The sequence below is a fragment of the Mycobacterium sp. NGS34 genome (assembly GCF_059812845.1).
The window spans coordinates 248,679-271,549 of record NZ_JCALDM010000003.1; the positions used below are offsets into that span (position 1 = coordinate 248,679).

Consider the following 22,871-nt stretch of genomic DNA (forward strand, 5'->3'; position numbering starts at 1 on the left):
CTAGCCCCGTGGCCGAAAGGCCTTGCCGCGCAATATCACCAGGTCCGGCCGGTTCAGCACGCCGGGGCCTCGCCTCGGGTCCTCGGAGTAACACAACAGGTCGGCCGACGCCCCGTGTTCGAGGCCGGGGCGGCCCAGCCAGCGGCGGGCGTCCCAGCACGCCGCGCCCAACGCGTCGGTGGGACTCATCCCGACGCTCCTGAGGGCCTCGACCTCGTCGGCGATCCGCCCGTGCGCGATCATGCTGCCGGCGTCGGTGCCGGCGTACACCGGCACGCCGGCCTCGCGCGCCGCCGCGATGCGCCCGCGACACCCGGCGTGCAGGTCGCGCATGTGGGCGGCGTAGGCCGGGTAGCGGGCCGCGGAGTCGGCGATGCCCGGGAAGTTCTCGAGGGTGTTGATCAGCGTGGGGACGAGCGCGGTCCCCTGCTCGAGCATCAGGGCGATGGTCTCGTCGGTGAGGCCGGTGCCGTGTTCGATGCAGTCGATGCCGGCGTTGATCAGGCCGGGCAGCGCGTCCTCGCTGAAGACGTGCGCGGTGACGCGCGCGCCGTGGGCGTGCGCCGCGTCGATCGCGGCCTTGAGCACGTCGTCGGACCACAGCGGGGCGAGGTCGCCGACGCCGCGGTCGATCCAATCGCCGACCAGCTTGACCCAGCCGTCGCCGCGCCTGGCCTCGCGGGCCACCGCGTCGGGCAACTGGGATTCGTCTTCGAGTTCGTCGGCGAAGCCCCGCGAGTAGCGCTTGGGCCTGGCCAGGTGCTTGCCGGCGCGGATGATGCGGGGCAGGTCGTCGCGGTCGTCGAGGCTGCGGGTGTCGGTCGGTGAGCCGGCGTCCCGCAACAGCAGCGCGCCGGCGTCGCGTTCGGTTTCGGCCTGGCCGACGGCCTCCTCGAGCGGGATCTCGCCGTCATCGCCGAGCCCGACGTGGCAGTGCGCGTCCACCAGACCGGGCACGATCCAGCCGCCGTCGAACAGCGTGTCGGCGCCGGCGACCGGTTCGGTGCTGATGCGGCCGTCGACGACCCACAGCTGGATCTCGGTCTCGCCGGGCAGCTCCAGACCCCGCAGGCGCATCCGCACGGCGGGGTTAGTTCTTGCCCGGGTTGCCGGGGAACTTGAGCTTGGACAGGTCGAAGTCGGCCAGGCCGGGGGGCAGCTCGTCGAGGCCCTTGGGCATCTGCGACAAATCGGGGAAGCCGGCGGGCATGCCGCCCATGAGCGGATTGCGCGCCTTGGGCGGCGTCGGGCCCCGTCCGCCCTTCTTGCCCTTCTTCCCCTTCGCGCCCTTGGCCTTTCGGGTCGACGACTTGCGGCCGAGGCCGGGGATGCCCATGCCGCCGAGCATGGACGACATCATCTTGCGGGCCTCGAAGAAGCGGTCGACCAACTGGTTGACCTCCGACACCGTCACCCCCGAGCCGTTGGCGATGCGCAGCCGCCGCGACGCGTTGATGATCTTCGGGTCGGCGCGCTCCTGCGGCGTCATCCCGCGGATGATGGCCTGCAGCCGGTCGAGTTGCTTGTCGTCGACCTCGGCCAGTGCGTCCTTCATCTGGCCGGCGCCGGGCAGCATGCCCAACAGGTTGCCGATCGGGCCCATCTTGCGGATGGCCAGCATCTGTTCGAGGAAGTCCTCCAGCGTCAGCTCGCCCGTGCCGATCTTGGCGGCGGCCTCCTCGGCGCGCTGGGCGTCGAAGACCTGCTCGGCCTGCTCGATCAGGGTCAGCACGTCGCCCATGCCCAGGATGCGGCTGGCCATCCGGTCCGGGTGGAAGATGTCGAAGTCCTCGAGCTTCTCGCCGCTGGAGGCGAAAAGGATTGGGACGCCGGTGACCTCGCGGACGGACAGCGCGGCGCCGCCGCGGGCGTCGCCGTCGAGCTTGGTCAGCACCACGCCGGTGAAGCCGACGCCCGCGCCGAAGGCCTCGGCGGTGGCGACGGCGTCCTGGCCGACCATCGCGTCCAGGACGAACAGCACCTCGTCGGGGTCGACGGCGTCCCGGATGGCCGCGGCCTGCGCCATCAGCTCGTCGTCGATGCCGAGGCGCCCCGCGGTGTCGACGATGACGACGTCGAAGTGCTTTGCGCGGGCCTCGGCGAGCCCCGCGGCCGCGACGGCGACCGGGTCACCGGGTCCGGACTCCGGCGACTCTCCGGGATGCGGCGCGAACACCGGCACCCCGGCGCGCTCACCGGTGACCTGAAGCTGGTTCACCGCGGCCGGGCGCTGCAGGTCGCAGGCCACCAGCAACGGCGTGTGCCCCTGGCCGCGCAGCCAGGCGGCCAGCTTGCCGGCCAGCGTGGTCTTACCGGAGCCCTGCAGGCCGGCGAGCATGATCACCGTCGGCGGCGTCTTCGCGAATGCCAGCTGGCGGGTCTCGCCGCCGAGGATGCCGATCAGTTCCTCGTTGACGATCTTGACGACCTGCTGCGCCGGGTTCAGCGCGCCGGAGACCTCGGCGCCCTTGGCGCGCTCCTTGATCCGGCCGACGAACGCCCGCACCACGGGCAGCGACACGTCCGCTTCCAGCAGCGCCAGCCGAATCTCGCGGGTGGTGGCCTCGATGTCGGCGTCGGTCAGACGACCCTTGCCCCGCAGCCCCTGCAGGGCACCGGTCAATCGGTCGGACAGCGATTCAAACACCCCGCCAGCCTAGTGGTTGCGGAGCGAATGCCGAGCGTGCGGCTAGCCGCACGTTCGGCGCCCAGCGTGCGGCTGGCCGCACAGTCGCGGGGCCGCAGGGGCTTGACGCCGCGACGCGAGCGAAGAAAAGTCGGCTCATGCTCGAGGTGATCGACAAGGGGTCCTGCACCGACGCGCACCCGGTGCCGCTGCTCTTCGTGCACGGCGGCTGGCACGGCGCGTGGTGCTGGGACGACGGTTTCCTGGACTTCTTCGCCGACGCGGGCTATCGCGCGGTCGCGATGAGCCTGCGCGGGCACGGCAGCAGCCCCACCGACAAGCCGCTGCCAAAGGTCTGCATCGAGGACTACATCGACGACGTCCGTTCGGTGGCCGACGACCTGGGCGGTGCGCCGGTGCTGATCGGTCATTCCCTGGGCGGCTACACGATCCAGCGCTACCTGGAAGACCGGACGGCGCCGGCCGCGGTGCTGGTCGGCTCCCTGCCGCCGTCGGGCGTGCTCGGGGCGGCGCTGCGCGTCTGGCGTCGGCGGCCCTGGATGACCGTGCACTCGTTCAACGACCCCACCCTGGTCAAGTTCCTCCGCACGTCGGGCCTGGCCCGCGCCTACCTGTTCTGCAAGGACACGCCCGAGCACATCGTCCAATCCTGCTGGCACCGCGCCGGGCCCGAGAGCATCCGCGCGGCGATGACCGACCCGATGTTCCGCCGCGTCAAAACCGACCGCGTCACCACCCCGATGCTGGTGCTCGGCGCCGTGCACGACGGGTTCGTCAGCGTCGGCGCGGTGCGCGCCACCGCGCGCGCCTACCGGACCGAGCCGGAGTTCTTCGCGATGGGTCACAACATGATGCTCGAACCGCGATGGCCTGACGTCGCCAAGCGCATCCACACGTGGCTCGACGCCCGCGACCTGGCGGCCCAAGCCGGTTAGCGGCGATCGCAAGCGCGGCGGAGCCGGGCGCGGCGGGTCGCCGCCATCGATCGGCCCGGTGCGTCGCTGCTGCGCCGAAAAGCGTTGGCATGCTACATTTCACACCCGCCGCCGAACCGAGCTGGCCGTGTCGAGGATGCAAGTTTGGGGGGAGCTGTTTCGGTGCAGGCGGGCAGCGACACCGGCTTGGCATTGCGCGGCTGGCAGCGGCGGGCGTTGGTCAAATACCTCGCCGCCCAGCCACGCGATTTCCTGGCCGTCGCCACCCCCGGCTCCGGCAAGACGACGTTCGCGCTTCGGGTGGCGGGCGAGCTGCTGGCCCAGCGCGCCGTCGAGCAGGTCACGGTCGTGGTGCCCACCGAGCACCTCAAGGTGCAGTGGGCGCTGGCGGCGCAGCGGCACGGCCTGGCCCTGGACCCGCGGTTCTCCAACACCAGCCCGCAGACCTCGCCGGAGTATCACGGCGTGATGGTCACCTACGCGCAGGTCGCCGCGCACCCGACGCTGCACCGGGTGCGCACCGAGCAGCGCAAGACCCTGGTCATCTTCGACGAGATCCATCACGGCGGTGACGCCAAAACCTGGGGCGAGGCCATCCGGGAGGCCTTCAGCGACGCCACCCGCCGGCTCGCCCTGACGGGCACACCATTTCGGAGCGACGACAGCCCCATCCCGTTCGTCACCTACACCTCCGGCGCCGACGGAGTGCTGCGGTCGCAGGCCGACCATACCTACGGCTACACCGAGGCGCTGGCCGACGGCGTGGTGCGGCCGGTGGTGTTCCTCGCCTATTCCGGGCAGGCCCGCTGGCGGGACAGCGCCGGCGAGGAGCACGCCGCGCGACTGGGCGAGCCGCTGTCCGCCGAGCAGACCGCGCGGGCGTGGCGCACGGCGCTCGACCCCGCCGGCGAGTGGATGCCCGCGGTGATCGCGGCCGCGGACGAGCGGCTGCGCCAGAAGCGGGTCCACGTCCCCGATGCGGGCGGCATGATCATCGCCTCCGATCGCACGGCGGCCCGCGCGTACGCCGCCCTGCTGACGAAGCTGACCGCGGAGGCGCCGACCGTCGTCCTGTCCGACGATCCCGGGTCGTCGGCCCGGATCACCGAATTCGCAGAGAGCACCAGCCGGTGGCTGGTAGCGGTGCGCATGGTCTCCGAGGGGGTCGACGTGCCCCGGCTGTCGGTGGGGATCTACGCGACCAGCGCCTCGACGCCGCTGTTCTTCGCCCAGGCCATCGGCCGGTTCGTGCGGTCGCGCCGGGCCGGCGAAACCGCGAGCATCTTCGTGCCGTCGGTGCCCAACCTGCTGCAGCTGGCCAGCGAGCTGGAGGCCCAGCGCAATCACGTGCTCGGCCAACCGCACCGCGAGGAGGCCGATCCCCTCGACGGCGACCCCGCCGTGCGGGCGCAAACCGAAAAGACGGAAACGGAAAAGGGTTTCACCTCGCTGGGCGCCGACGCCGAGCTGGACCAGGTCATCTTCGACGGGTCCTCGTTCGGCACCGCCGCCCCGGCCGGCAGCGAGGAGGAGGCCGACTACCTCGGCATCCCGGGGTTGCTCGACGCCGAACAGATGCGCGCCCTGCTGCACCGGCGCCAGGACGAGCAGCTCAAGAAGCGGGCCGCCAACGGTGGCCCACCGGCTCCGGTGCCGTCGATGCACGGCCAGCTGCGCGACCTGCGCCGCGAGCTCAACACACTCGTCTCGGCGACCCACCACCGCACCGGCAAACCGCACGGCTGGATCCACAACGAACTGCGGCGCCGCTGCGGGGGCCCACCGATCGCCGCGGCGACACGCGAGCAGATCCAGGACCGCATCCAAGCGCTGAGGCAGCTGAACTCCGAGCACTCTTGAGTGATGTTGTGCGACAAGCACATTGGCTAGACTGCCGCCATTCAGTGACGCGAGCAGTGGTGTTCCTCGGCAGCGTCGTACCTGTCGTGATAACGCAGCCACGCCATCGGGTAGGGCACCGCATCGTCGGCGCCGCGTCCGAGCGGCGTCAGGTCGAGATAGTTGTAGGTGTTGATGAACTGGTCAAGACCGCGCGAGTAGGTCGAGTAGGTGTGGAAGATCCGCTCGCCCTCGCGCAGAAACACGCTCAGGCCGGGCAATTCGCCGCGTTCGATCCAGATGGCTCCCGCCGCCTTCTGTTCGGCGGTCGACCGGTAGTTGTAGGTGGAATCCGGGGCGGAGGCGTCCACGGTGACACCGAAGTCGTCGTTGAAGTCGCTTCGATACGACGAATACCAGGGGAATGTCCAACCCATCCGCTGCTTGAATGCGCTCAGCTTGGCCAGCGGCGCCCGCGAGACGACCGCGAATGCGGTGTCGCGGGCCGATAGGTGCAAGATGGCGCCGGTGAAGTTGTCCGCGAGGTAGGAGCAGCTGGGGCAGCCTTCATCCGAGTCGGGCTCGAACATGAAGTGGTAGACGATCAACTGCCGGTGCCCGCTGAACAGATCGCGCAGGTGGGCTGTTCCCTCCGGGCCCTCCAGCTGGTAAGGCTTGTCGATTTCGACCATCGGCATCTCGCGCCGCGCCGATGCCAGACGGTCGCGCCGGCGGGTCAGCTCCTTCTCCTGTTCGAGTAACTGGGTGCGCGCAACGAGCCACTCCGAGCGCGGCACGATCCTGGGAGTGTTCATGCTGTTCTCCTATCGACTGCGTACCAGAGTCCTTTCCCGGACATCTATCTAATCGACGAAGAACAAGCGCCGGCCTCGACAGGTTGTGACAGTTGATTTCCTGGGCACAACGCGCCCGCAGGACACAAGCCGAAGGCCTCGTCGGGGCCGCCCACCGCGACCATCAGGTGCTTCTCCACAGCAGCCTGCGCGTCTTGCGGCGCCTCCATACAGGACACGTCTGCCGCCGTCGACCCGAATGTGGGGACCTTCGCCCACGCGATGTCCCGAAAACTAGGTAATCGACTACTCATGCTTCCCCCAGGCCCCTTGCTTACGCTGCACCTACCTGACGGTTGAGGACCGCCAGGCTAGTGACAACTAGGGGCCAGCCAGCAGGAAGATCGACATGTCTTATGTAATCGCTGCGCCGGAGATGATGACCTCGGCGGCAACGGATCTGTCCAACATCGGCTCAGCGCTGAGCGTCGCGCAAGCGGCAGGGGCCGCCCCGACGACGGGGGTGCTGGCCGCGGCTGAGGATGAGGTGTCGGCGGCGATTGCGGCGGTGTTCTCCGCCCATGGCCAGCAGTTTCAGGCACTCGGTGCGCAGGCGGCGGCGTTTCATGACCAGTTTGTGCAGGCCTTGAACAGCGCGGCGGGCGCGTATGCGGCTGCCGAGGCAGCCAATGTCTCTCCGTTGCAGACCCTGGAGCAGGACCTGCAGGCCTTCGCGATAGCCCCGGTGAAGTTTCTGACGGGGCGCCCGTTGTTTGGCGATGGCGCCAATGCGCCGGCGGGCAGTGGCCTGCCCGGCGGGGACGGCGGGTGGCTTTTCGGTAACGGCGGCAATGGTGGGTCAGGTGCTGCCGGGCAGGCCGGTGGGGCCGGCGGGGCCGGCGGCGCGGGCGGTGCCGGTGGGTGGCTGTTCGGTAACGGTGGCCTGGGTGGTGGCGGCGGGAACGGCGGGGCCAGTGGGACCTTTGGCGTGGCAGGCGGCAACGGCGGTGCCGGTGGCGTTGGTGGTCACGGCGGGCTCGGCGGCGGCGTCGGCGGGGCCGGCGGTCCCGGCGGTGCCGGCGGGGTCGGCGGCGCGGTCACCGCCGGCTTTGCCGCGCCCGGCGGGCCCGGCGGGGCCGGCGGCGCGGGCGTGGGCGCTGCCGGCGGGGCCGGCGGGGCCGGCGGGGCAGGCGGGTCTCCCGGCCACGTCACCACCATCGCTGTCGGCAGCTATCCGTCCGGGGTGGCGGTCAACCCCGGCGGCGACGTCTACGTCACGAACAGTGGCAGCAACACGGTGTCGGTGATCAACCCCGCCACCAACACCGTCACCGGATCACCCATCACCGTCGGCAGCTTTCCGGTCGGGGTGGCGGTCAACCCCGGCGGCGACGTCTACGTCGCTAACTATGGCGGCAACACGGTGTCGGTGATCAACCCCGCCACCAACACCGTCACCGGATCACCCATCACCGTCGACAGTCCGTACGGGGTGGCGGTCAACCCCGGCGGCGACGTCTACGTCACCAATACTGCCAGCGGCACGGTGTCGGTGATCGACCCCACAACCAACATGGTCACCGGATCACCCATCACTGGTTTCAGCGTTCCGTACGGGGTGGCGGTCAACCCGGGCGGCGACGTCTACGTCACCAACGGTGGCAGCAACACGGTGTCGGTGATCAACCCCGCCATCAACACCGTCACCGGATCACCCATCACCGTCGGCAATAGTCCGTACGGGGTGGCGGTCAACCCCGGCGGCGACGTCTACGTCGCCAACTATGGCAGCGGCACGGTGTCGGCGATCAACCCCGCCACCAACACCGTCACCGGATCACCCATCACCGTCGGCAGCAATCCGGTCGGGGTGGCGGTCAACCCCACCACCGGCTACGTCTACGTCGCCAACGTTTACAACGACACGGTGTCGGTGATCAACCCCGCCACCAACACCGTCACCGGATCACCCATCACCGTCGGCAGCGGTCCCGGCGGGGTGGCGGTCAGCCCCACCACCGGCTACGTCTACGTCACCAACTTCTACAGTGGCACGGTGTCGGTGATCAGTGGGTAGTGGTGTGCCGCCCGAATTGGAGTTGCGCGGATAACGTGCGGGCTAGCGGGTGTGCGGTCCTCGTCGGGGTGGCCGTGGTCTGCTCGCCGTCGACGGCGGGCAGCAACCCGGCCGCGTGGTGCCGGCGCCGACGATGATGACCTCGTGGGCCTGCGGCGTGGTCGCGAAGCGGTGCCCGACAACACCTTGGTGTGCGAGGGAGGAATCAGAACATCGGCTGGCCGTGGTTCGCGCGGAGGCCTCCGCTGCGGTCCAGGCTCCCGGGCAGCAGGTGCAGGCAGCCCAGGCCCAGGCCAGGCAGGCCGATATCGACCGTGAGCAGCAGGTGCGAGCCGGCGGGACGAGGTGCTGGCGGCGCGCGCTCAGGCTACTGCGGCAGAGGCGGCCTGTGAGTCCGCTGAAGTCCCGTAAGGGGATCCCCTTACGGGACACCGCCTCGCCGGCATCTAGTTCTCATCGACGAAGAAGAAGCGCTGACCTGTCAGGACACACCACTAGCTCGCGACGACTTCTCCCGCGCCGCCCAGCACCGCCAGCAGCTGCTTCTCGACCGCCGCCTGCGCGTCCGGCTCGTCGGGCAGCTCAACGCAGAACACGTCGGCCGCCGTCGACCCGAACGTGTGAACCTTGGCCCAGGCGATGTCGGCGCCCGCGCGTTCCATCGCGCGGGCCAGCAGCGCGAGCAGGCCCACCCGGTCCATCGCGCGGACCTCGACCAGAGGCTGGCCCGATGCGGCGGGGTCGAGCCACTGGATGTGGGGCGGGGCTGTCGACCGCACGACGGGCACCCCAACCTGGATCTCACCGGCCCGCTCGGTCGCCGCGCCGGCGGCGTCGATGTCGCGCTTCTCCAGCGTGCCGAGAACGTCGACGTCGCCGTTGAGCGCGTTGGTGAACAGCTGCCGCAGCAGGCCCGTCTCGGGCGGCGAACCGAACAGCGGCGACACCACGAACTCGATGATCGCCACACCCTCGTGGGTGTTGACCGACGCCGAATGAATGCGCAGCGAGTTCAGGGCGAGGACCGCGGCGGCGTTCGACACCAACCCGCGCTGATCCGGCGCGACCATCACCAGGTTCAGGCGCTCGCCACCGCCGGCCTCGATCTGCACATGCACCCCGTGGTCGGCCGCCAGCGAAAGATATTGCGGCGCAGTCGGTTCCGCCTGCGGCAGCGGCTCGCCCGCCATCACCATCCGGCAGCGACTCACCAACTCTTCGATGAGGGACGCCTTCCAGTCGCTCCACACCCCGGGGCCCGTCGCCTTCGAGTCGGCCTCGGTCAGCGCGTGCAACACCTCCAGCAGAAGCGGATCCCCGCCCAACGCCTCGGATACGGCCTCGATCGTCTTGGGGTCGTTGAGGTCGTTACGGGTGGCCGCCACCGGCAGCAGCAGGTGGTGGCGGACCAGCTTCGAGAGGAACTCGGTGTCTTTGGGCGCCACCCCGAGCCTCGGCCCGATTTCGAGGGCCATCTCGGCCCCGAGCACGCTGTGGTCGACTCCCCTGCCCTTGCCGATGTCGTGCAGCAGCGCGCCCAGCGCGAGCAGATCGGGCCGTGCCACGCGGGTGGCCAACGGCGCCGCGTTGACCGTGGTCTCGACGACGTGACGGTCCACCGTCCACTTGTGCGCGACGTCGCGCGGCGGAAGGTCCCGGATCGCGGCCCATTCCGGCACCAACCGCTCCCACAGCCCCGTGCGGTCGAGCGCCTCGACCGTCGCCACCGCGGTGGGCCCGGCGGACAGCACGACCAGAAGGTCGTCCAATGCCGTGCTGGGCCAAGGGATTGGCATCTCGGGCGGGCCGGCGGCCAGGCGACTCAGCGTGGCGGCGCCGATCGGCAACCCGGTGTCCGCCGACGCGGCAGCCACCCGCAGCACCAGCCCGGCATCGGTTTCGGGCGAGGCGTCGCGGGCGAGCACGATCTCACCCGCATACTCGACGACGCCCTCGTCCAGCGGGCGACGCTTGGGCCGCCGCACCAGGGCCGAAACACCACGGCGCGGCAACGCGTTCTCCGCGGTCCGCAGCCCGGTCTCGGCGTGGTAGGCGATGGTGCGGCCCGAGTCGGACAGCTTGCGGGACAAGTCGAATCGATCACCGATGTGCAGGGCGGCGCTGATCTCGTCGGCGTACTGGGCCAGCAGCTGATCGCGGCCACGCCCGGAGACGCGGTGCAGCTCGGTGCGCACGTCGAGGAGCGTCAGGTAGGCCTCGTCGAGCGAACCGCCGGGCGTTTCGGGGCGCGCCATGCCGTGGCGGTCGATGAGCTGGGCCACCCCGAGCGCGTCGAGCAGTTGCACGTCGCGAAGGCCGCCGCGTCCCGATTTGAGGTCCGGCTCGGCGCGCTGCGAAATGCGGCCACAGCGCTGCCAGCGGGCCTGGGTGATTTCGACCAGCTCACCCATTCGGGAGCGAATTGCGCTGCGCCACTGCTTTCTTGCGCCGGCGATCAATTCCTCGGACAGCCGCGCGTCGCCGGCGATGTGGCGGGCGTCCAGCATGCCCAGGGCCGCGATCATGTCGGTGTTGGCGACACCCAGCGCCCCGGAAACCGTTCGCACGCTGTGGTCGAGCCGAACGTTGGCGTCCCACAACGGATACCACAGCTTGTCGGCGACCTCTTGCAGCACTTCGGCGGGCTTGTCGTCGTGCAACAACATCAGGTCCAGATCGGAATACGGCAGCAGCTCGTGGCGCCCCAGCCCGCCGATCCCGACGATCGCGAAGCCGCTGGCGTCGGTGATCCCGATCTCGTCCGCCTTGGCGGTCAGCCACGTCTCGTGCAGATCCTGCCACGCGTGGCGCAGCTCGGCGGCCCCCAGCTCGCGGCCATCCGACAACAACTGGCGCCGCGCGGCGACCAAATCACTTGCCCCGCAGCCATTTTCCGTGCCCGGTCCAGATGACCCGGACGGGCCGGGTGGGTCCTCTTTCATACCCTCCCGGCCCGTCCGGCCTGAATCAGCAAGCTACGGCCAAGGTCAGAGGGCATCGGTCCCGCGTTCACCCGTGCGCACCCGCACGATGGTTTCCACGGGGCTCACCCAGACTTTGCCGTCCCCGATCTTGCCGGTGCGGGCCGCCCGGACGACGCTGTCGACGACCTTGTCGACGATCGAATCGTCGACGACGACCTCGATGCGCACCTTGGGCACGAAGTCGACCGAGTATTCCGCACCCCGGTAGACCTCGGTGTGGCCCTTCTGCCGTCCGTAGCCCTGGATTTCGCTGACCGTCATCCCCAGGACGCCCGCCTCCTCGAGGGCAGTCTTGACGTCGTCGAGGGTGAACGGCTTTACGATCGCGGTGACTAGCTTCATGAAGTCTCTGCCTCCACTTTCTTGGCTGCGTCGTCCTGTCCGTTGGGGCTTTCCTCCACGCTGCCGATCCGGTGCGGAATGGACGAGGCCCCGACAGCTGCGAACTCGTAAGCGGTTTCTGCGTGCTCCGACTCGTCGATGCCGCCAGCCTCGGCTTCCGCGCCCAGCCTAATCCCGATGGTGTACTTCAGGATAAGGGCCAGGATAAGCGTCACGATGAACGAGTAGAAGAGGACGCTGAACGCGCCGACCGCCTGCCGCTCGAGCTGAGACCAGCCACCGCCGTAGAAGAGGCCCTTCGAAACCCCGGTCACGCCGTTGATGGCCGTGCTTTCCGGGGCCGCGACCAGGCCGACCAGCAGCGTGCCCGTCAAACCGCCGACCATGTGGACACCGACCACGTCCAGCGAGTCGTCGAAGCCGAACCTGAACTTCAGCCCCACCGCCAGCGCGCACACCGCGCCGCCGACGAAGCCGATCACGATCGCGCCGAGCACGTTGACCGACGAGCAGGACGGCGTGATGGCCACCAGCCCGGCGACGATGCCCGAGGCCGCGCCCAGCGTGGTGGGATGGCCGTCCCGGATGCGCTCGACCAGCAGCCAGGCCAGCATGGCCGTCGCGGTTGCGATCGTCGTCGTCATGAAGGTCGACCCGGCGGAGCCGTTGGAGCTGGTCGCCGATCCGGCGTTGAACCCGAACCAGCCGAACCACAGCAACCCGGCGCCGAGCATGACGAACGGCAGGTTGTGCGGGCGGAAAAGCGTCGTGGGCCAGCCTTTGCGCTTACCCAAGACGATCGCCAGCGCGAGGCCCGCCGCACCGGAGTTGATATGGACCGCCGTTCCACCTGCGAAGTCGATCGCATGCAGCTTGTTGTTGATCCAACCGCCGTGCTCGGACGCGAACCCGTCGGCCGCGAACACCCAGTGCGCGACGGGGAAGTAGACCAGCGTCGCCCACAGCCCGGCGAACACCAGCCAGGCGGTGAACTTCAACCGGTCCGCCACCGCGCCCGAGATCAGGGCGACGGTGATGATCGCGAACATCAGCTGGAAGGCCACGAACACCGTCGCGGGCATGGTGCCGGCCAGCGGGATGTCCACGGCCGCCTGCGCCTTGCTCGGGTCGGCCTTGACGGCATTGCCACCGATGAGGCCCTTCAGGCCCCAGTAGTCGCCGGGGCTGCCGACGACGCCGCCCTTGCTGTTGCCGAACGACATCGAGTACCCGTAGAGCACCCACAGCACGGTCACCACGCCCATCGCGCTGATGCTCATCATGATCATGTTGAGCACGCTTCGGGTACGGACCATGCCGCCATAGAAGAAGGCAAGGCCCGGCGTCATTAACAGCACCAGAGCGGAACTCGCCAACATCCAGGCGGTGTCGCCCGTATCGGGTTGGCCCAATTGCGGGAATGCCACGCGCTATCACCTCCGGTCGCACAGGAAAGGCCGTCAGACGTCCGTCTGTGGCCTGCGAGAACCATGCGCAATTGTTGTTTCGGCGATGGTGCCGCCATGTTTCGGCGGTATTAACGTCGCGCTTGACGTGTAAGCGCCTTCAGCCGAGCAGGGCGTCCACGAATGCGGCGGGTTCGAACGGCGCCAAATCGTCGGGACCTTCGCCGAGTCCGACCAGCTTCACCGGCACCCCGAGTTCCTGTTGAACGCGGAAAACGATGCCGCCCTTGGCCGTTCCGTCCAGCTTGGTCAGCACCGCGCCGGTGATGTCGACGACGTCGGCGAAGACCCGCGCCTGGGCCAGCCCGTTCTGCCCGATGGTGGCGTCGAGCACCAGCAGCACCTCGTCGACCGCGGCGCGCCGGGTCACCACGCGCTTGACCTTGTCGAGCTCGTCCATCAGGCCGACCTTGGTGTGCAGCCGCCCGGCCGTGTCGATGACGACGACGTCGGCGCCGGCCGCGATGCCCTTGTCGACCGCGTCGTAGGCCACCGACGCCGGGTCGGCGCCCTCGGCCCCGCGCACCACGTCCGCGCCCACCCGGGCGGCCCAGGTTTGCAGCTGATCGGCCGCCGCGGCCCGGAAGGTGTCGGCCGCGCCCAGCACGACGCGCCGCCCGTCGGCCACCAGCACCCGCGCCAGCTTGCCGACGGTGGTGGTTTTCCCGGTGCCGTTCACGCCGACGACCAGCAGCACCGAGGGATGGTCGGCGTGCGGTAGCGCCCGGATCGTGCGGTCCATGTCGGGTTGCAGCTCGTTGATCAGGACGTCGCGCAGCACGGCCTTGGCGTCGGCCTCGGTGCGCACGCTGCCGCTGGCCAGCCGGCTGCGCAGCTGCGTGATCACCGATTCGGCGACCACCGGGCCCAGGTCGGCGACCAGCAGCGTGTCCTCGACGTCCTGCCACGATTCCTCGTCCAGGTCGCCGCCGCCGATCAGGCCCAGCACGCTGCGGCCGAGCGCGTTCTGCGAGCGGGCCAGCCGGCCGCGGAGGCGCTCCAGCCGGCCTTCGGGCGGGGCGATGGCCTCGATCTCGGCGGCCTCGGGGGCCGGCAGGACGTCGGGGGTGGGCGGGGTCTCGGGGGCCGGCGGGGCCTCGGGCTCGGGCAGTTCGACGTCGGAGATCGTGCGCCGCGGCGCGTCGCGCGGCACGGTCGCGTCGTCGCCCACCGCGGGCACGCCGGTGGTGTCGAGGGTCGGGGTGCGGCTGAACGTGATGCCGGACGACGCGGTGTAGCCGCCGGAGCGGTCGAGCACCCCGGGCTCGGGCCGCGCGATGCTGATCCTGCGGCGGCGGTACCGCACCAGGCCCAGGACCAGCGCGGCGATGACGACCAGGGTGGCGGCGACCGCGATCGCGATCCAAAGACCTTGGGACACGGAGGCATTCTTTCAGGAACCCTCCGGTCCGCTGAACACAGCCGGACAACCGGGGCGCATCACGGCAAGGCCGTCAGCCGCCAAGTCCCTTCTTGACGGCCGCGTCCTGCTTCTGGCCGACGTCGACGACGAAGTCCGGCGGCGGGAGCGGGTCCACCGGGCCAATGAACTCCAGCGTTACGAAGGCTCGGCCCTCGGTGAACATCAAGGCCGTCACACCCTTCGAACCATCCGGAGACTTGCCCGACATCGTGGTTCCACCGGTGCCGACGTTCGCTGGGGCCGTTTCGGGATTCACGACCATGCCCTGTCCCGCCTTTGCCGAGTTCAGCGCGCTCGTGGCAGCGGCCGCATCCGGCAGGACCTGGATGGTGTCGCGGATGTGGACCTCCTTGACCGTGACGCCGTCCTGATCCATGGGGTGGGGTTGGGTGCTGAAGGTGATCGCAGCGCCCGGTTGGCCATTGGGGTTCGTTGTCGGCTGGCCGGCGACGAAGGGCATCGGCGCATCGATATCCGTCGTCTGGATCAACAACCGGGTGTAATCGCTGGGCTGTGCCGGCGGCGAAGAAGCCGGAGCCGGGGTCGTGGTGGTGGTCGGGGTGGCCGACGCTGACGTCGCCGTGGGCGCGGACGAAGCGCCACTGCAGCCGGCCAGCGCTGCCGCCACCGCCGCCGCCAGGGCACCGGTAGCGATGCGGTTGATCTCCATATGGGGGACTTCCTTTCTGCCCGCACGGCGAGCCCCCCGAGCTCACAAGGGCCGGGTCGCTACCGATCCCAACAAAACGCTGTGCTCAGGACGGGCTCAGGACGGGTTGCCGACCAGCTGCTCCACCTGCTGGCCGCGCATCCGCTGGGAGATCACCGCGGTGATGCCGTCGCCCTGCATGGTCACGCCGTACAGGGCGTCGGCGACCTCCATCGTCGGCTTCTGGTGGGTGATGATGATGATCTGCGACTTGGCCCGCAGCAGTTCGAACAGGCTGATCAGCCGGCGCAGGTTCGTGTCGTCCAGCGCCGCCTCGACCTCGTCCATGATGTAGAACGGCGACGGGCGGGCCCGGAAGATCGCCACCAGCATGGCCACCGCCGTCAGCGCCTTCTCGCCGCCGGACAGCAAAGACAGCCGGGTGATCTTCTTGCCGGGCGGACGCGCCTCCACCTCGATGCCGGTGGTGAGCATGTCGCCCGGATCGGTCAGCCGCAGCCGGCCCTCACCGCCCGGGAACAGCACGGCGAAGACCTCCCGGAATTCGCGTTCGACGTCGACGAACGCGTCGTTGAACACCTGCAGGATGCGCGCGTCGACGTCGGCGATGACGTCGAGCAGGTCCTTGCGGGCGGCCTTGACGTCCTCGAGCTGGGTGGACAGGAAGTTGTAGCGCTCCTCCAGCGCAGCGAACTCCTCCAGCGCCAGCGGGTTGACCCGGCCCAGCTCGGCCAGCTCCTTCTCCGCCCGCTTGGCCCGGCGCTCTTGGGTGGCCCGGTCGTACGGGATCGGCGCGGGCGCGAACACCTGCTCGCCGCGCTCCTTGGCCTGCTCGTATTCGGCCATCTCGAGATCCGTGGGCGGCAGCTGATTCTCCGGCCCGTACTCGGCGATCAGGTCGTCCGGCGACATGCCGAACTGCTCGAGCACCATCTGCTCGAGCTGCTCGATGCGCATCGCCGCCTGCGCGTTGGCCACCTCGTCGCGGTGCAGCGAGTCGGTGAGCTTGGCCAGCCGCGCCCCCAGCGCGTTCACCTCGTCGCGCACCGTGGCCATCGCGGCCGTGCGCTGCTGCCGCTCGGCGACCAGCGCGTCGCGCATCGCCGACGCCGCGTCGACCACCCGGTCCAGCCGCGACGCCAGCAGCCGTCCCCCGTCGGCGACGGCGCCGGCCACGGCGGCCGCGTGCAGCCGCGCCGCGCGCGCCTGCTGGGCCCGCAGCCGCGCCTCCCGTTCGGCCGCGGCCGCGCGCCGCAAGGAGTCCGCCCGCCCGCGCACGGCGTTGGCCCGCTCCTCGGCGGTCCGCACCGCGAGCCGCGCCTCCACCTCCACGCCGCGGGCGCTTTCGGCCGCGGCGGCGATCTGCAGGCGGTTGGCGGGCTCGGCCGCCTGCACGTGCTGGGTCTCCTGGGCGTTGCGCAGCCGGGTTTCCAGCGCGGTGACCTCTTCGACGGTCTGCGCGCGCCCCGCCTCGGCCTCCTCGCGCTGGCGCAGCAACCTGGCCCACTCCTCCTCGGCCGCCCGGGCTTCCTGCCCGAGCCGGCCCAGCTGCTCGTACATCGCCGAGATGGCGGTGTCGGATTCGTTGAGGGCGGCCAGCGCCTGCTCGGCGGAATCCTGCCGGGCGATCTGCTCGGTCAGCGCGCCGGACAGGGCCGCGCTGAGCTGGGCCACCTGGGCTTCCGCGGCCGTCAACTCGGCGCCGGCCTTGTCGATCTCCGAGGTGAGCTCCAGCGTGGACAGCTTGCGGTCGGATCCCCCGCTCACCCAGCCCGCGCCCACCAGGTCACCGTCGAGCGTGACCGCGCGCAGCTGTGGGCGTGCCGCGACCAGGTCCAGCGCGTCGCCGAGGTCGCCGACGACCGCGACGCCGGACAGCATGGCCGTCATCGCCCCGCGCAGCCGTTGCGGCGCCTCGACCAGATCGAGCGCCCACAGGGCGCCACCGGGCAGGGCGGTCTGCGCGGGCGGTTCGGCCGGCCAGTCGCCCAACACCAGGGCCGCGCGGCCGCCGTCCGCCTGCTTGAGGGCGGCGACGGCGGAGCGCGCGGCGCCGAAGTTCTCGGCGGCCAACGCGTCGGCCGCCGAACCGAGCACCGCGGCCAGCGCCGTCTCGTAGCCGGACCGCACCTTGACCAGCTTGGCGATCGGGCCGAAAAGCCCTGTGCCGGCGTGGTTTTGCGTCAGCCACGCCGCGCCGTCCTTGCGCTCCAGGCCGACCGAGAGCGCGTCGATGCGGGCGCGCAGCGACGCCACCTCCCGTTCGGCGCCGCGCTCGGCGGCCTGCAGCTCGGCGACGCGTTCGTCGGCCGACCGCAACGCCGCCACGGTCCGCTCATGGTGCTCATCGAGACCCACCTCGCCCTGGTCCAGCTCGCCGACACGCGCCTGCACGGTCTCGAACTCCGCGCGGGTCTGCTGCGCGCGGGTGGCGGCCTCTTCGATGCGCTCGGAAAGCTTCGCGACGCTGTCGTCGATCGACTCGACGCGGGCCCGCATGGTCTCCACCTGCCCGGCCAGCCGCGCCAGGCCCTCGCGCCGGTCCGCCTCGGCGCGCACCGCCGCCAGGTGGGCGCGGTCGGCCTCGGCGGCCTGCGCCTCGCGCTCGGCCAATTCGGCGCGCGCGGCGTCCAGTCGGGTGCGTGCCGTGCCCAGCTCGCCCAGCAGCCGCTGCTCGGTCAGCTCCACCTGCTGGGCCTCGGCCTCCAACGCGTCGGGGTCGGTGTCGCTCGGTGTCACCGGCTCGACGTCGAGATGCTGCGCGCGTTCGCTGGCGATCCGCACCGTGGCCGCGACGCGCTCGGCCAGCGCGGACAGCCCGAACCAGGTGTGCTGGACCGATTCGGCCCGGCCGGAGAGCTCGGCGAGCGCCGTCTCGTGCTCGTTGAGCTCCTGCGACGCGACCTCCAGGCGGGCGGTGGCCTCGTCGTGCTCGCGACGCATCAGGGCCTCGGCCTCGAAGATCGCGTCGCGCTCCACCTGCCGGCTGACCAGGTCGTCGGCGGCCAGCCGCAGCTTCGCGTCGCGCAGGTCGGCCTGGATGGTCTGGGCGCGACGGGCCACCTCGGCCTGGCGGCCCAGCGGTTTGAGCTGGCGGCGCAGCTCGGTGGTCAGGTCGGACAGGCGGGCCAGGTTGGCCTGCATCGCGTCGAGTTTGCGCAGCGCCTTTTCCTTGCGCTTGCGGTGCTTGAGCACGCCCGCGGCCTCCTCGATGAAGGCGCGTCGGTCCTCGGGTCGCGACTGCAGGATCTCGTCGAGCTTGCCCTGCCCGACGATGACGTGCATCTCGCGGCCGATCCCCGAGTCGCTCAGCAGCTCCTGGACGTCCATCAAACGGCAACTGCTGCCGTTGATTTCGTATTCGCTGGCGCCGTCGCGGAACATCCGCCGCGTGATCGACACCTCGGAGTACTCGATGGGCAGCGCGTTGTCGGAGTTGTCGATGGTGACGGTGACCTCGGCGCGGCCCAGCGGGGCCCGCGACGACGTGCCGGCGAAGATGACGTCCTCCATCTTCCCGCCGCGCAGCGTCTTGGCGCCCTGCTCCCCCATCACCCAGGCCAGGGCGTCGACGACGTTGGACTTACCGGAGCCGTTGGGTCCGACCACGGCGGTGATGCCCGGCTCGAAGCGCAGAGTCGTCGGCGAAGCGAAGGACTTGAAGCCCTTCAGCGTCAGACTCTTGAGGTACACAGCGCGCCAGACTACCGCTCAAATCGCCGGTGCCAGGCTTCCCCGAGGGGTGTCGGTGCGCCTCAAATTTGCCTGGCGTTCACACCCCGACGCACTGGCCACAGTGGCCACACCAGTCACTGCGGGGCCACGTCAGCGCTCGACGAAACCGACGAATTGCTGCGTGGGTTCGGACCAGTCGACGACGACCTTGTCCACCCGTCCCGGCCTGGCAGGCCACGCGGTGCCGCCTTCCAGCAGCCGCAACAACTCCTCGGCGGCCGCGCGCGGGCCCTGGGCCACCACCAGCACCCGGCCGTCGGGCTGGTTGGCCGCGTACCCGGTGAGCCCGAGCTCCAGCGCCCGCGACCGCGTCCACCAGCGGAAACCGACTCCCTGGACGCTGCCGTGCACCCAGGCGGTGAGCCGGACGTCAGGCTGGGGCATCCGAGGCATCGGCGATCTCGAATTTCACTTCTGTGCCGGACTTCAGCGTGCGCCCGACGGTGCAGACCAGGTCGACCGCCCGGTTGGCCACGACCAGCACCCGCTGCTTCTCCTCGTCGGAGAGCCCGGACAGGTCGAGCTCGAGGGTCTCCTCGAGCAGCGGATAGCGCTCCTGCTCGCGGTCGGCGGGGCCGGAGACCTTGACCACGGCCTTGTAGTCGTCGCCGAGCCTGCGGGCCAGCGGCTCGTCGGTGGACATGCCGCTGCAGGCGGCCAGCGCGATCTTGAGCAGCTCGCCCGGGGTGAACACCCCGTCGACGTCCTCCGAACCGACGAGCACCTGCGCGCCGCGCGAGCTGTATCCGGTGTAGCGGCGCGTCCCGGTGCGTTCGACCCACAGTTCCGTCATGGCTTCTTTTCTACCGGGCGGATTTGGCGGCGGGGACTCGACCGTCGAGTGTGTTCCCCGGGCGTCGCGGCTCGGCGTGTCGCGGCCGTGGGCTCACACCGAAAGCCGTCAGCGCACACTCGAAACCCGCGGGCGCGGTTGGCATCTCGGGCAGTAGAACGAGGAGCGGTTCATGAACTTCTCCCGGCGTATCACCGCGCCGCAGCGCCGGCACGGTTCGCCTTCGCGGCCGTAGGCGTCCAGCGATCGGTCGAAGTATCCCGACTCGCCGTTGACGTTGACGTAGAGCGAGTCGAACGAGGTGCCGCCCTTGCCCAGCGCCTCGCGCATCACGTCGGCGGCGGCGTCCAGCACGGCGGTCAGCTGGCGACGGCTCAGCGTGTCGGCGATCCGCGCGCCGTGCACCTTGGCCCGCCACAACGCCTCGTCGGCGTAGATGTTGCCGATCCCCGAGACGACGGTCTGGTCGAGGAGTTGCCGCTTGATCTCGGAATGCTTGCGCCGCAACACCTTCACCACCGCGTCGGCGTCGAAAAGCGGGTCAAGCGGGTCGCGCGCCAGGTGGGCGACGGGCTGCGGAACCACGCTGCCGTCGACGGTGACCAGGTCGGCGAGCATCCACCCCCCGAACGTCCGCTGATCGGCGAAGCTCAGCACGGTCCCGTCGTCCAGCAGCGCGGAGATGCGCACGTGGTCGGCGCGCGGCACCTTGCCCAGCAGCATCTGCCCGCTCATGCCGAGGTGAACGACGAGCGCCGCGTCCGGGTCGTCCAGCAGCAGCCACAGGTACTTGCCGCGCCGGTCGGTCCCGGTGATCTTCGCCTCGAGCAGCCGAGCGGTGAGGTCGGCCGGCCCGGCCTCGTGGCGGCGCACCGCGCGGGGATGATGCACCCGGACCGCGGTGATCGTCTTGCCCACGACGTGGGCCGCCAAGCCGCGGCGCACCACCTCGACCTCGGGCAGTTCGGGCATCTAGGGGGTCATCAAACTACGCGGAGGTCTTGCCCGCGGTGTCCAGCGTCTCCAGCACTTTCCAGGTCGCCGCCGCGGCCTTCTGCTCGGCCTCCTTCTTGGAGCGGCCGACCCCGGACCCGTATTCGGTGTCCATCACGACGACGACGGCGGTGAACTCCTTGTCGTGGTCCGGCCCGGTGGAGGTGACCACGTAGGACGGGGCGCCCATGCCGCGCGCGGCGGTGAGCTCCTGCAGGCTCGTCTTCCAGTCCAGCCCGGCCCCCAGCGTCGGCGCGGCGTCCAACAGCGCGCCGAACAGCCGCAGGATCACCTCGCGCGCGGTGTCGATGCCGTGCTGCAGGTAGATCGCGCCCAGCAGCGATTCCATGCCGTCGGCCAGGATGCTCGACTTGTCGGCCCCCCCGGTGTTCGCCTCGCCGCGGCCGAGCAGCAGGTACACGCCGAGACCATCGTCGGACAGGTTGCGCGCGACGTCGGCCAGCGCCTGGGTGTTGACCACGCTGGCCCGCAGCTTGGCCAGGTCGCCCTCGGACCGGTCGGGATGGCGGTGGTAGAGCTCGTCGGTGATGGTCAGGCCCAGCACGGCGTCGCCCAGGAACTCCAGGCGCTCATTGGTGGGCAGCCCGCCGTGCTCGTAGGCGTAGCTGCGATGCGTCAGGGCCAGCGACAGCAGCTCGTCGGGGAGCTCGACACCGAGCGCCTCGAGCAGGGCTTGCCGCGACGTCACCGCTGGTCCCCCGCGGTGTCGTGGGGGTCGCGCGGCTCCGGCAGCATCCCGGCCAGCTTGGACCAGCGCGGGTCGATGCGGTCGTGGTGGTGGCCGGGCTCGGCCGCGAGCGCGACGCCGCAATCGGGGCACAACCCGGGGCAATCCGGGGTGCACAGCGGCGCGAACGGCAGCTCCAGCCCTACGGCGTCGATGATGGACGGCTCCAGGTCGATGGTGTCGTCGACGATGTGGCCGACCTCGTCCTCCTCGGTGGTCGCCTCGGTCGTGCTGTCCGGATAGGCGAACAGTTCGGTCAGCCGGACCTGCACCCGCCCGGTCACCGGCTTCAGGCAACGGGAGCATTCGCCGGTGGTGGGCGCGTCCACGGTTCCGGTCACCAGCACGCCTTCGGACACCGACTGCAGCTGCAAGTCCAGCTCCAACGGGGCGCCCGCCTCGATGGCGATCATGTCCAGGCCGGTGCGCGACGGGCTGGGCACGGTCTCGCGCAGGGTGACCATCGCCCCAGGGCGCCGCCCCAGCCGGGTGATGTCGACCGTCAAAGGCGACGTCGAACGGCGCTGCGTGGTGCTGCTATGCCGCGTCATAGAGGAAATCCTACGGCGCCACGCGCGTAAGGAAAGGGCGCCGCCCGACCGCTAGCGGGTGGCGTAGTCGTGGGTGCCGGCGGCCGTGCGCAGCTGGTGGCGGCCGCGGCCCACCGACCGCAGCGTGCCGTTGAGGAACTCCTCGAACTCGGCGAGCTTGTTGTCGACGTAGACGTCGCACTCGCCGCGCAGCCGGTCGGCCTCCGCGTGCGCGGTGTCGATGAGGCGGGTGGCCTCGGCGTTCGCCGCCTCCACCACGCTGTTCTGCGAGACCAGGCGCTGCTGCTCCTTGATGCCCTCTTGCACGGCCTTCTCGTAGGAGATGTTGCCGTTCTCGATCAGCCGGTCGGCCTCGGCCTGCGCGCGGCTGACGCTGGCCTCGTACTCCCGTTTCGCCGCGGTGGCGATGCGAATCGACTCCTCGCGAGCCTCCCCGACCATCCGCTCGCTGTGCTGGCGCGCCTCGCTGACCATCCGGTCGGCCTGTGCCTTCGCGTCGGACAGGAGCCGGTCCGCCTCGGCGCGGGCGTGGTTGAGCATCGACTCCGATTCGGTGGTCGCCGAGGAAACCATGGATTCGGCGTGCGTCTTGGCGTCGTGCAGCATGGAATCACGCGCGTCGAGCACGTCCTGGGCGTCGTCCAGCTCGCCGGGGATCGCGTCCTTGATGTCGTCGATCAGCTCCAGCACGTCACCGCGGGGCACGACGCAGCCGGCCGTCATGGGCACGCCACGCGCCTCTTCGACGATGGCGCCCAGTTCGTCCAGTGCTTCAAAAACTCGGTACACGGCCATACCCTCCTGGCGTCTTGCCCAAAAATCTCGTTGTTACCAGTGTGCCTGCTGTTACGTCTGTGACAGCGGTGGCGACGCG

Annotated in this window: 18 protein-coding genes and 1 pseudogene; 3 read left to right on the top strand and 16 right to left on the bottom strand. The window is 70.3% G+C overall.

Translation table 11 applies throughout. The annotated features are described in order from the left end of the window. Positions 1-1,077, bottom strand: a complete 1,077-nt coding sequence (locus tag AC5Y7V_RS10140) for a metal-dependent hydrolase family protein (protein WP_499879909.1) — start codon at positions 1,075-1,077, stop codon at positions 1-3. A 13-nt stretch (positions 1,078-1,090) separates the two neighbouring features. Further along, positions 1,091-2,647 (bottom strand): signal recognition particle protein, encoded by a 1,557-nt coding sequence (ffh, locus tag AC5Y7V_RS10145; protein WP_499879910.1) that lies wholly within the window; start codon positions 2,645-2,647, stop codon positions 1,091-1,093. Between the two features lie 137 nt (positions 2,648-2,784). Here ffh and AC5Y7V_RS10150 point away from each other — a divergent pair, with 137 nt between their 5' ends. Both AC5Y7V_RS10150 and AC5Y7V_RS10155 read left to right on the top strand, forming a co-directional pair. After that, the gene (locus AC5Y7V_RS10150) at positions 2,785-3,582 is read left to right on the top strand and encodes an alpha/beta hydrolase (RefSeq protein WP_499879911.1); all 798 of its coding nucleotides are present in this window, start codon (positions 2,785-2,787) and stop codon (positions 3,580-3,582) included. A 144-nt stretch (positions 3,583-3,726) separates the two neighbouring features. Further along, complete coding sequence (locus AC5Y7V_RS10155; protein ID WP_499879912.1) at positions 3,727-5,442, top strand: DEAD/DEAH box helicase; 1,716 nt, start codon at positions 3,727-3,729, stop codon at positions 5,440-5,442. A 41-nt stretch (positions 5,443-5,483) separates the two neighbouring features. Here AC5Y7V_RS10155 and AC5Y7V_RS10160 read toward each other — a convergent pair whose 3' ends face one another. Next, complete coding sequence (locus AC5Y7V_RS10160) at positions 5,484-6,236, bottom strand: DUF899 domain-containing protein (protein ID WP_499879913.1); 753 nt, start codon at positions 6,234-6,236, stop codon at positions 5,484-5,486. Between the two features lie 149 nt (positions 6,237-6,385). Continuing rightward, positions 6,386-6,499 (bottom strand): annotated as a pseudogene (locus tag AC5Y7V_RS10165) (hypothetical protein); the annotation flags it as partial. 125 nt (positions 6,500-6,624) lie between these two features. Here AC5Y7V_RS10165 and AC5Y7V_RS10170 point away from each other — a divergent pair. After that, positions 6,625-8,292: a PE domain-containing protein gene (locus AC5Y7V_RS10170; protein WP_499879914.1), complete on the top strand. Its 1,668-nt coding sequence runs from the start codon at positions 6,625-6,627 to the stop codon at positions 8,290-8,292. A 494-nt stretch (positions 8,293-8,786) separates the two neighbouring features. Here the strand turns inward: AC5Y7V_RS10170 and AC5Y7V_RS10175 are convergent, their stop codons facing one another. From AC5Y7V_RS10175 to sepIVA, 12 genes are all read right to left on the bottom strand, one after another. Beyond that, positions 8,787-11,234 (bottom strand): [protein-PII] uridylyltransferase, encoded by a 2,448-nt coding sequence (locus tag AC5Y7V_RS10175; protein WP_499879915.1) that lies wholly within the window; start codon positions 11,232-11,234, stop codon positions 8,787-8,789. 45 nt (positions 11,235-11,279) lie between these two features. Next, positions 11,280-11,618 (bottom strand): nitrogen regulatory protein P-II, encoded by a 339-nt coding sequence (gene glnB, locus AC5Y7V_RS10180; protein WP_499879916.1) that lies wholly within the window; start codon positions 11,616-11,618, stop codon positions 11,280-11,282. After that, positions 11,615-12,997: an ammonium transporter gene (locus AC5Y7V_RS10185; protein ID WP_499880167.1), complete on the bottom strand. Its 1,383-nt coding sequence runs from the start codon at positions 12,995-12,997 to the stop codon at positions 11,615-11,617. The genes glnB and AC5Y7V_RS10185 overlap by 4 nt, the downstream gene beginning before the upstream one ends. A gap of 187 nt (positions 12,998-13,184) precedes the next feature. Next, positions 13,185-14,465 carry a signal recognition particle-docking protein FtsY gene (gene ftsY / locus AC5Y7V_RS10190; RefSeq protein WP_499879917.1) on the bottom strand — a complete coding sequence of 427 codons (1,281 nt, stop codon included), beginning with the start codon at positions 14,463-14,465 and terminating at the stop codon, positions 13,185-13,187. A 73-nt stretch (positions 14,466-14,538) separates the two neighbouring features. Next, complete coding sequence (locus AC5Y7V_RS10195) at positions 14,539-15,177, bottom strand: hypothetical protein (protein ID WP_499879918.1); 639 nt, start codon at positions 15,175-15,177, stop codon at positions 14,539-14,541. A gap of 96 nt (positions 15,178-15,273) precedes the next feature. Beyond that, a complete protein-coding gene (gene smc / locus AC5Y7V_RS10200) occupies positions 15,274-18,870 on the bottom strand; it encodes a chromosome segregation protein SMC (RefSeq protein WP_499879919.1) in 3,597 nt (1,198 codons plus the stop codon). 132 nt (positions 18,871-19,002) lie between these two features. Continuing rightward, entirely contained in the window at positions 19,003-19,296 is a 294-nt protein-coding gene (locus AC5Y7V_RS10205) for an acylphosphatase (protein WP_499879920.1), read from the bottom strand. Continuing rightward, positions 19,283-19,705 carry an OsmC family protein gene (locus AC5Y7V_RS10210; protein WP_499879921.1) on the bottom strand — a complete coding sequence of 141 codons (423 nt, stop codon included), beginning with the start codon at positions 19,703-19,705 and terminating at the stop codon, positions 19,283-19,285. Before AC5Y7V_RS10210 ends, AC5Y7V_RS10205 begins: the two co-directional genes overlap by 14 nt. A 108-nt stretch (positions 19,706-19,813) precedes the next feature. Beyond that, positions 19,814-20,677, bottom strand: coding sequence for a DNA-formamidopyrimidine glycosylase (gene mutM / locus AC5Y7V_RS10215; RefSeq protein ID WP_499879922.1), 864 nt, complete (start codon positions 20,675-20,677; stop codon positions 19,814-19,816). Between the two features lie 16 nt (positions 20,678-20,693). Then, positions 20,694-21,407 (bottom strand): ribonuclease III, encoded by a 714-nt coding sequence (gene rnc, locus AC5Y7V_RS10220; protein WP_499879923.1) that lies wholly within the window; start codon positions 21,405-21,407, stop codon positions 20,694-20,696. Beyond that, positions 21,404-21,997 (bottom strand): YceD family protein, encoded by a 594-nt coding sequence (locus AC5Y7V_RS10225; protein ID WP_499879924.1) that lies wholly within the window; start codon positions 21,995-21,997, stop codon positions 21,404-21,406. The genes rnc and AC5Y7V_RS10225 overlap by 4 nt, the downstream gene beginning before the upstream one ends. A 51-nt stretch (positions 21,998-22,048) precedes the next feature. Next, positions 22,049-22,786 (bottom strand): cell division protein SepIVA, encoded by a 738-nt coding sequence (gene sepIVA / locus AC5Y7V_RS10230; protein ID WP_499879925.1) that lies wholly within the window; start codon positions 22,784-22,786, stop codon positions 22,049-22,051. Between the last annotated feature and the right edge of the window lie 85 nt (positions 22,787-22,871).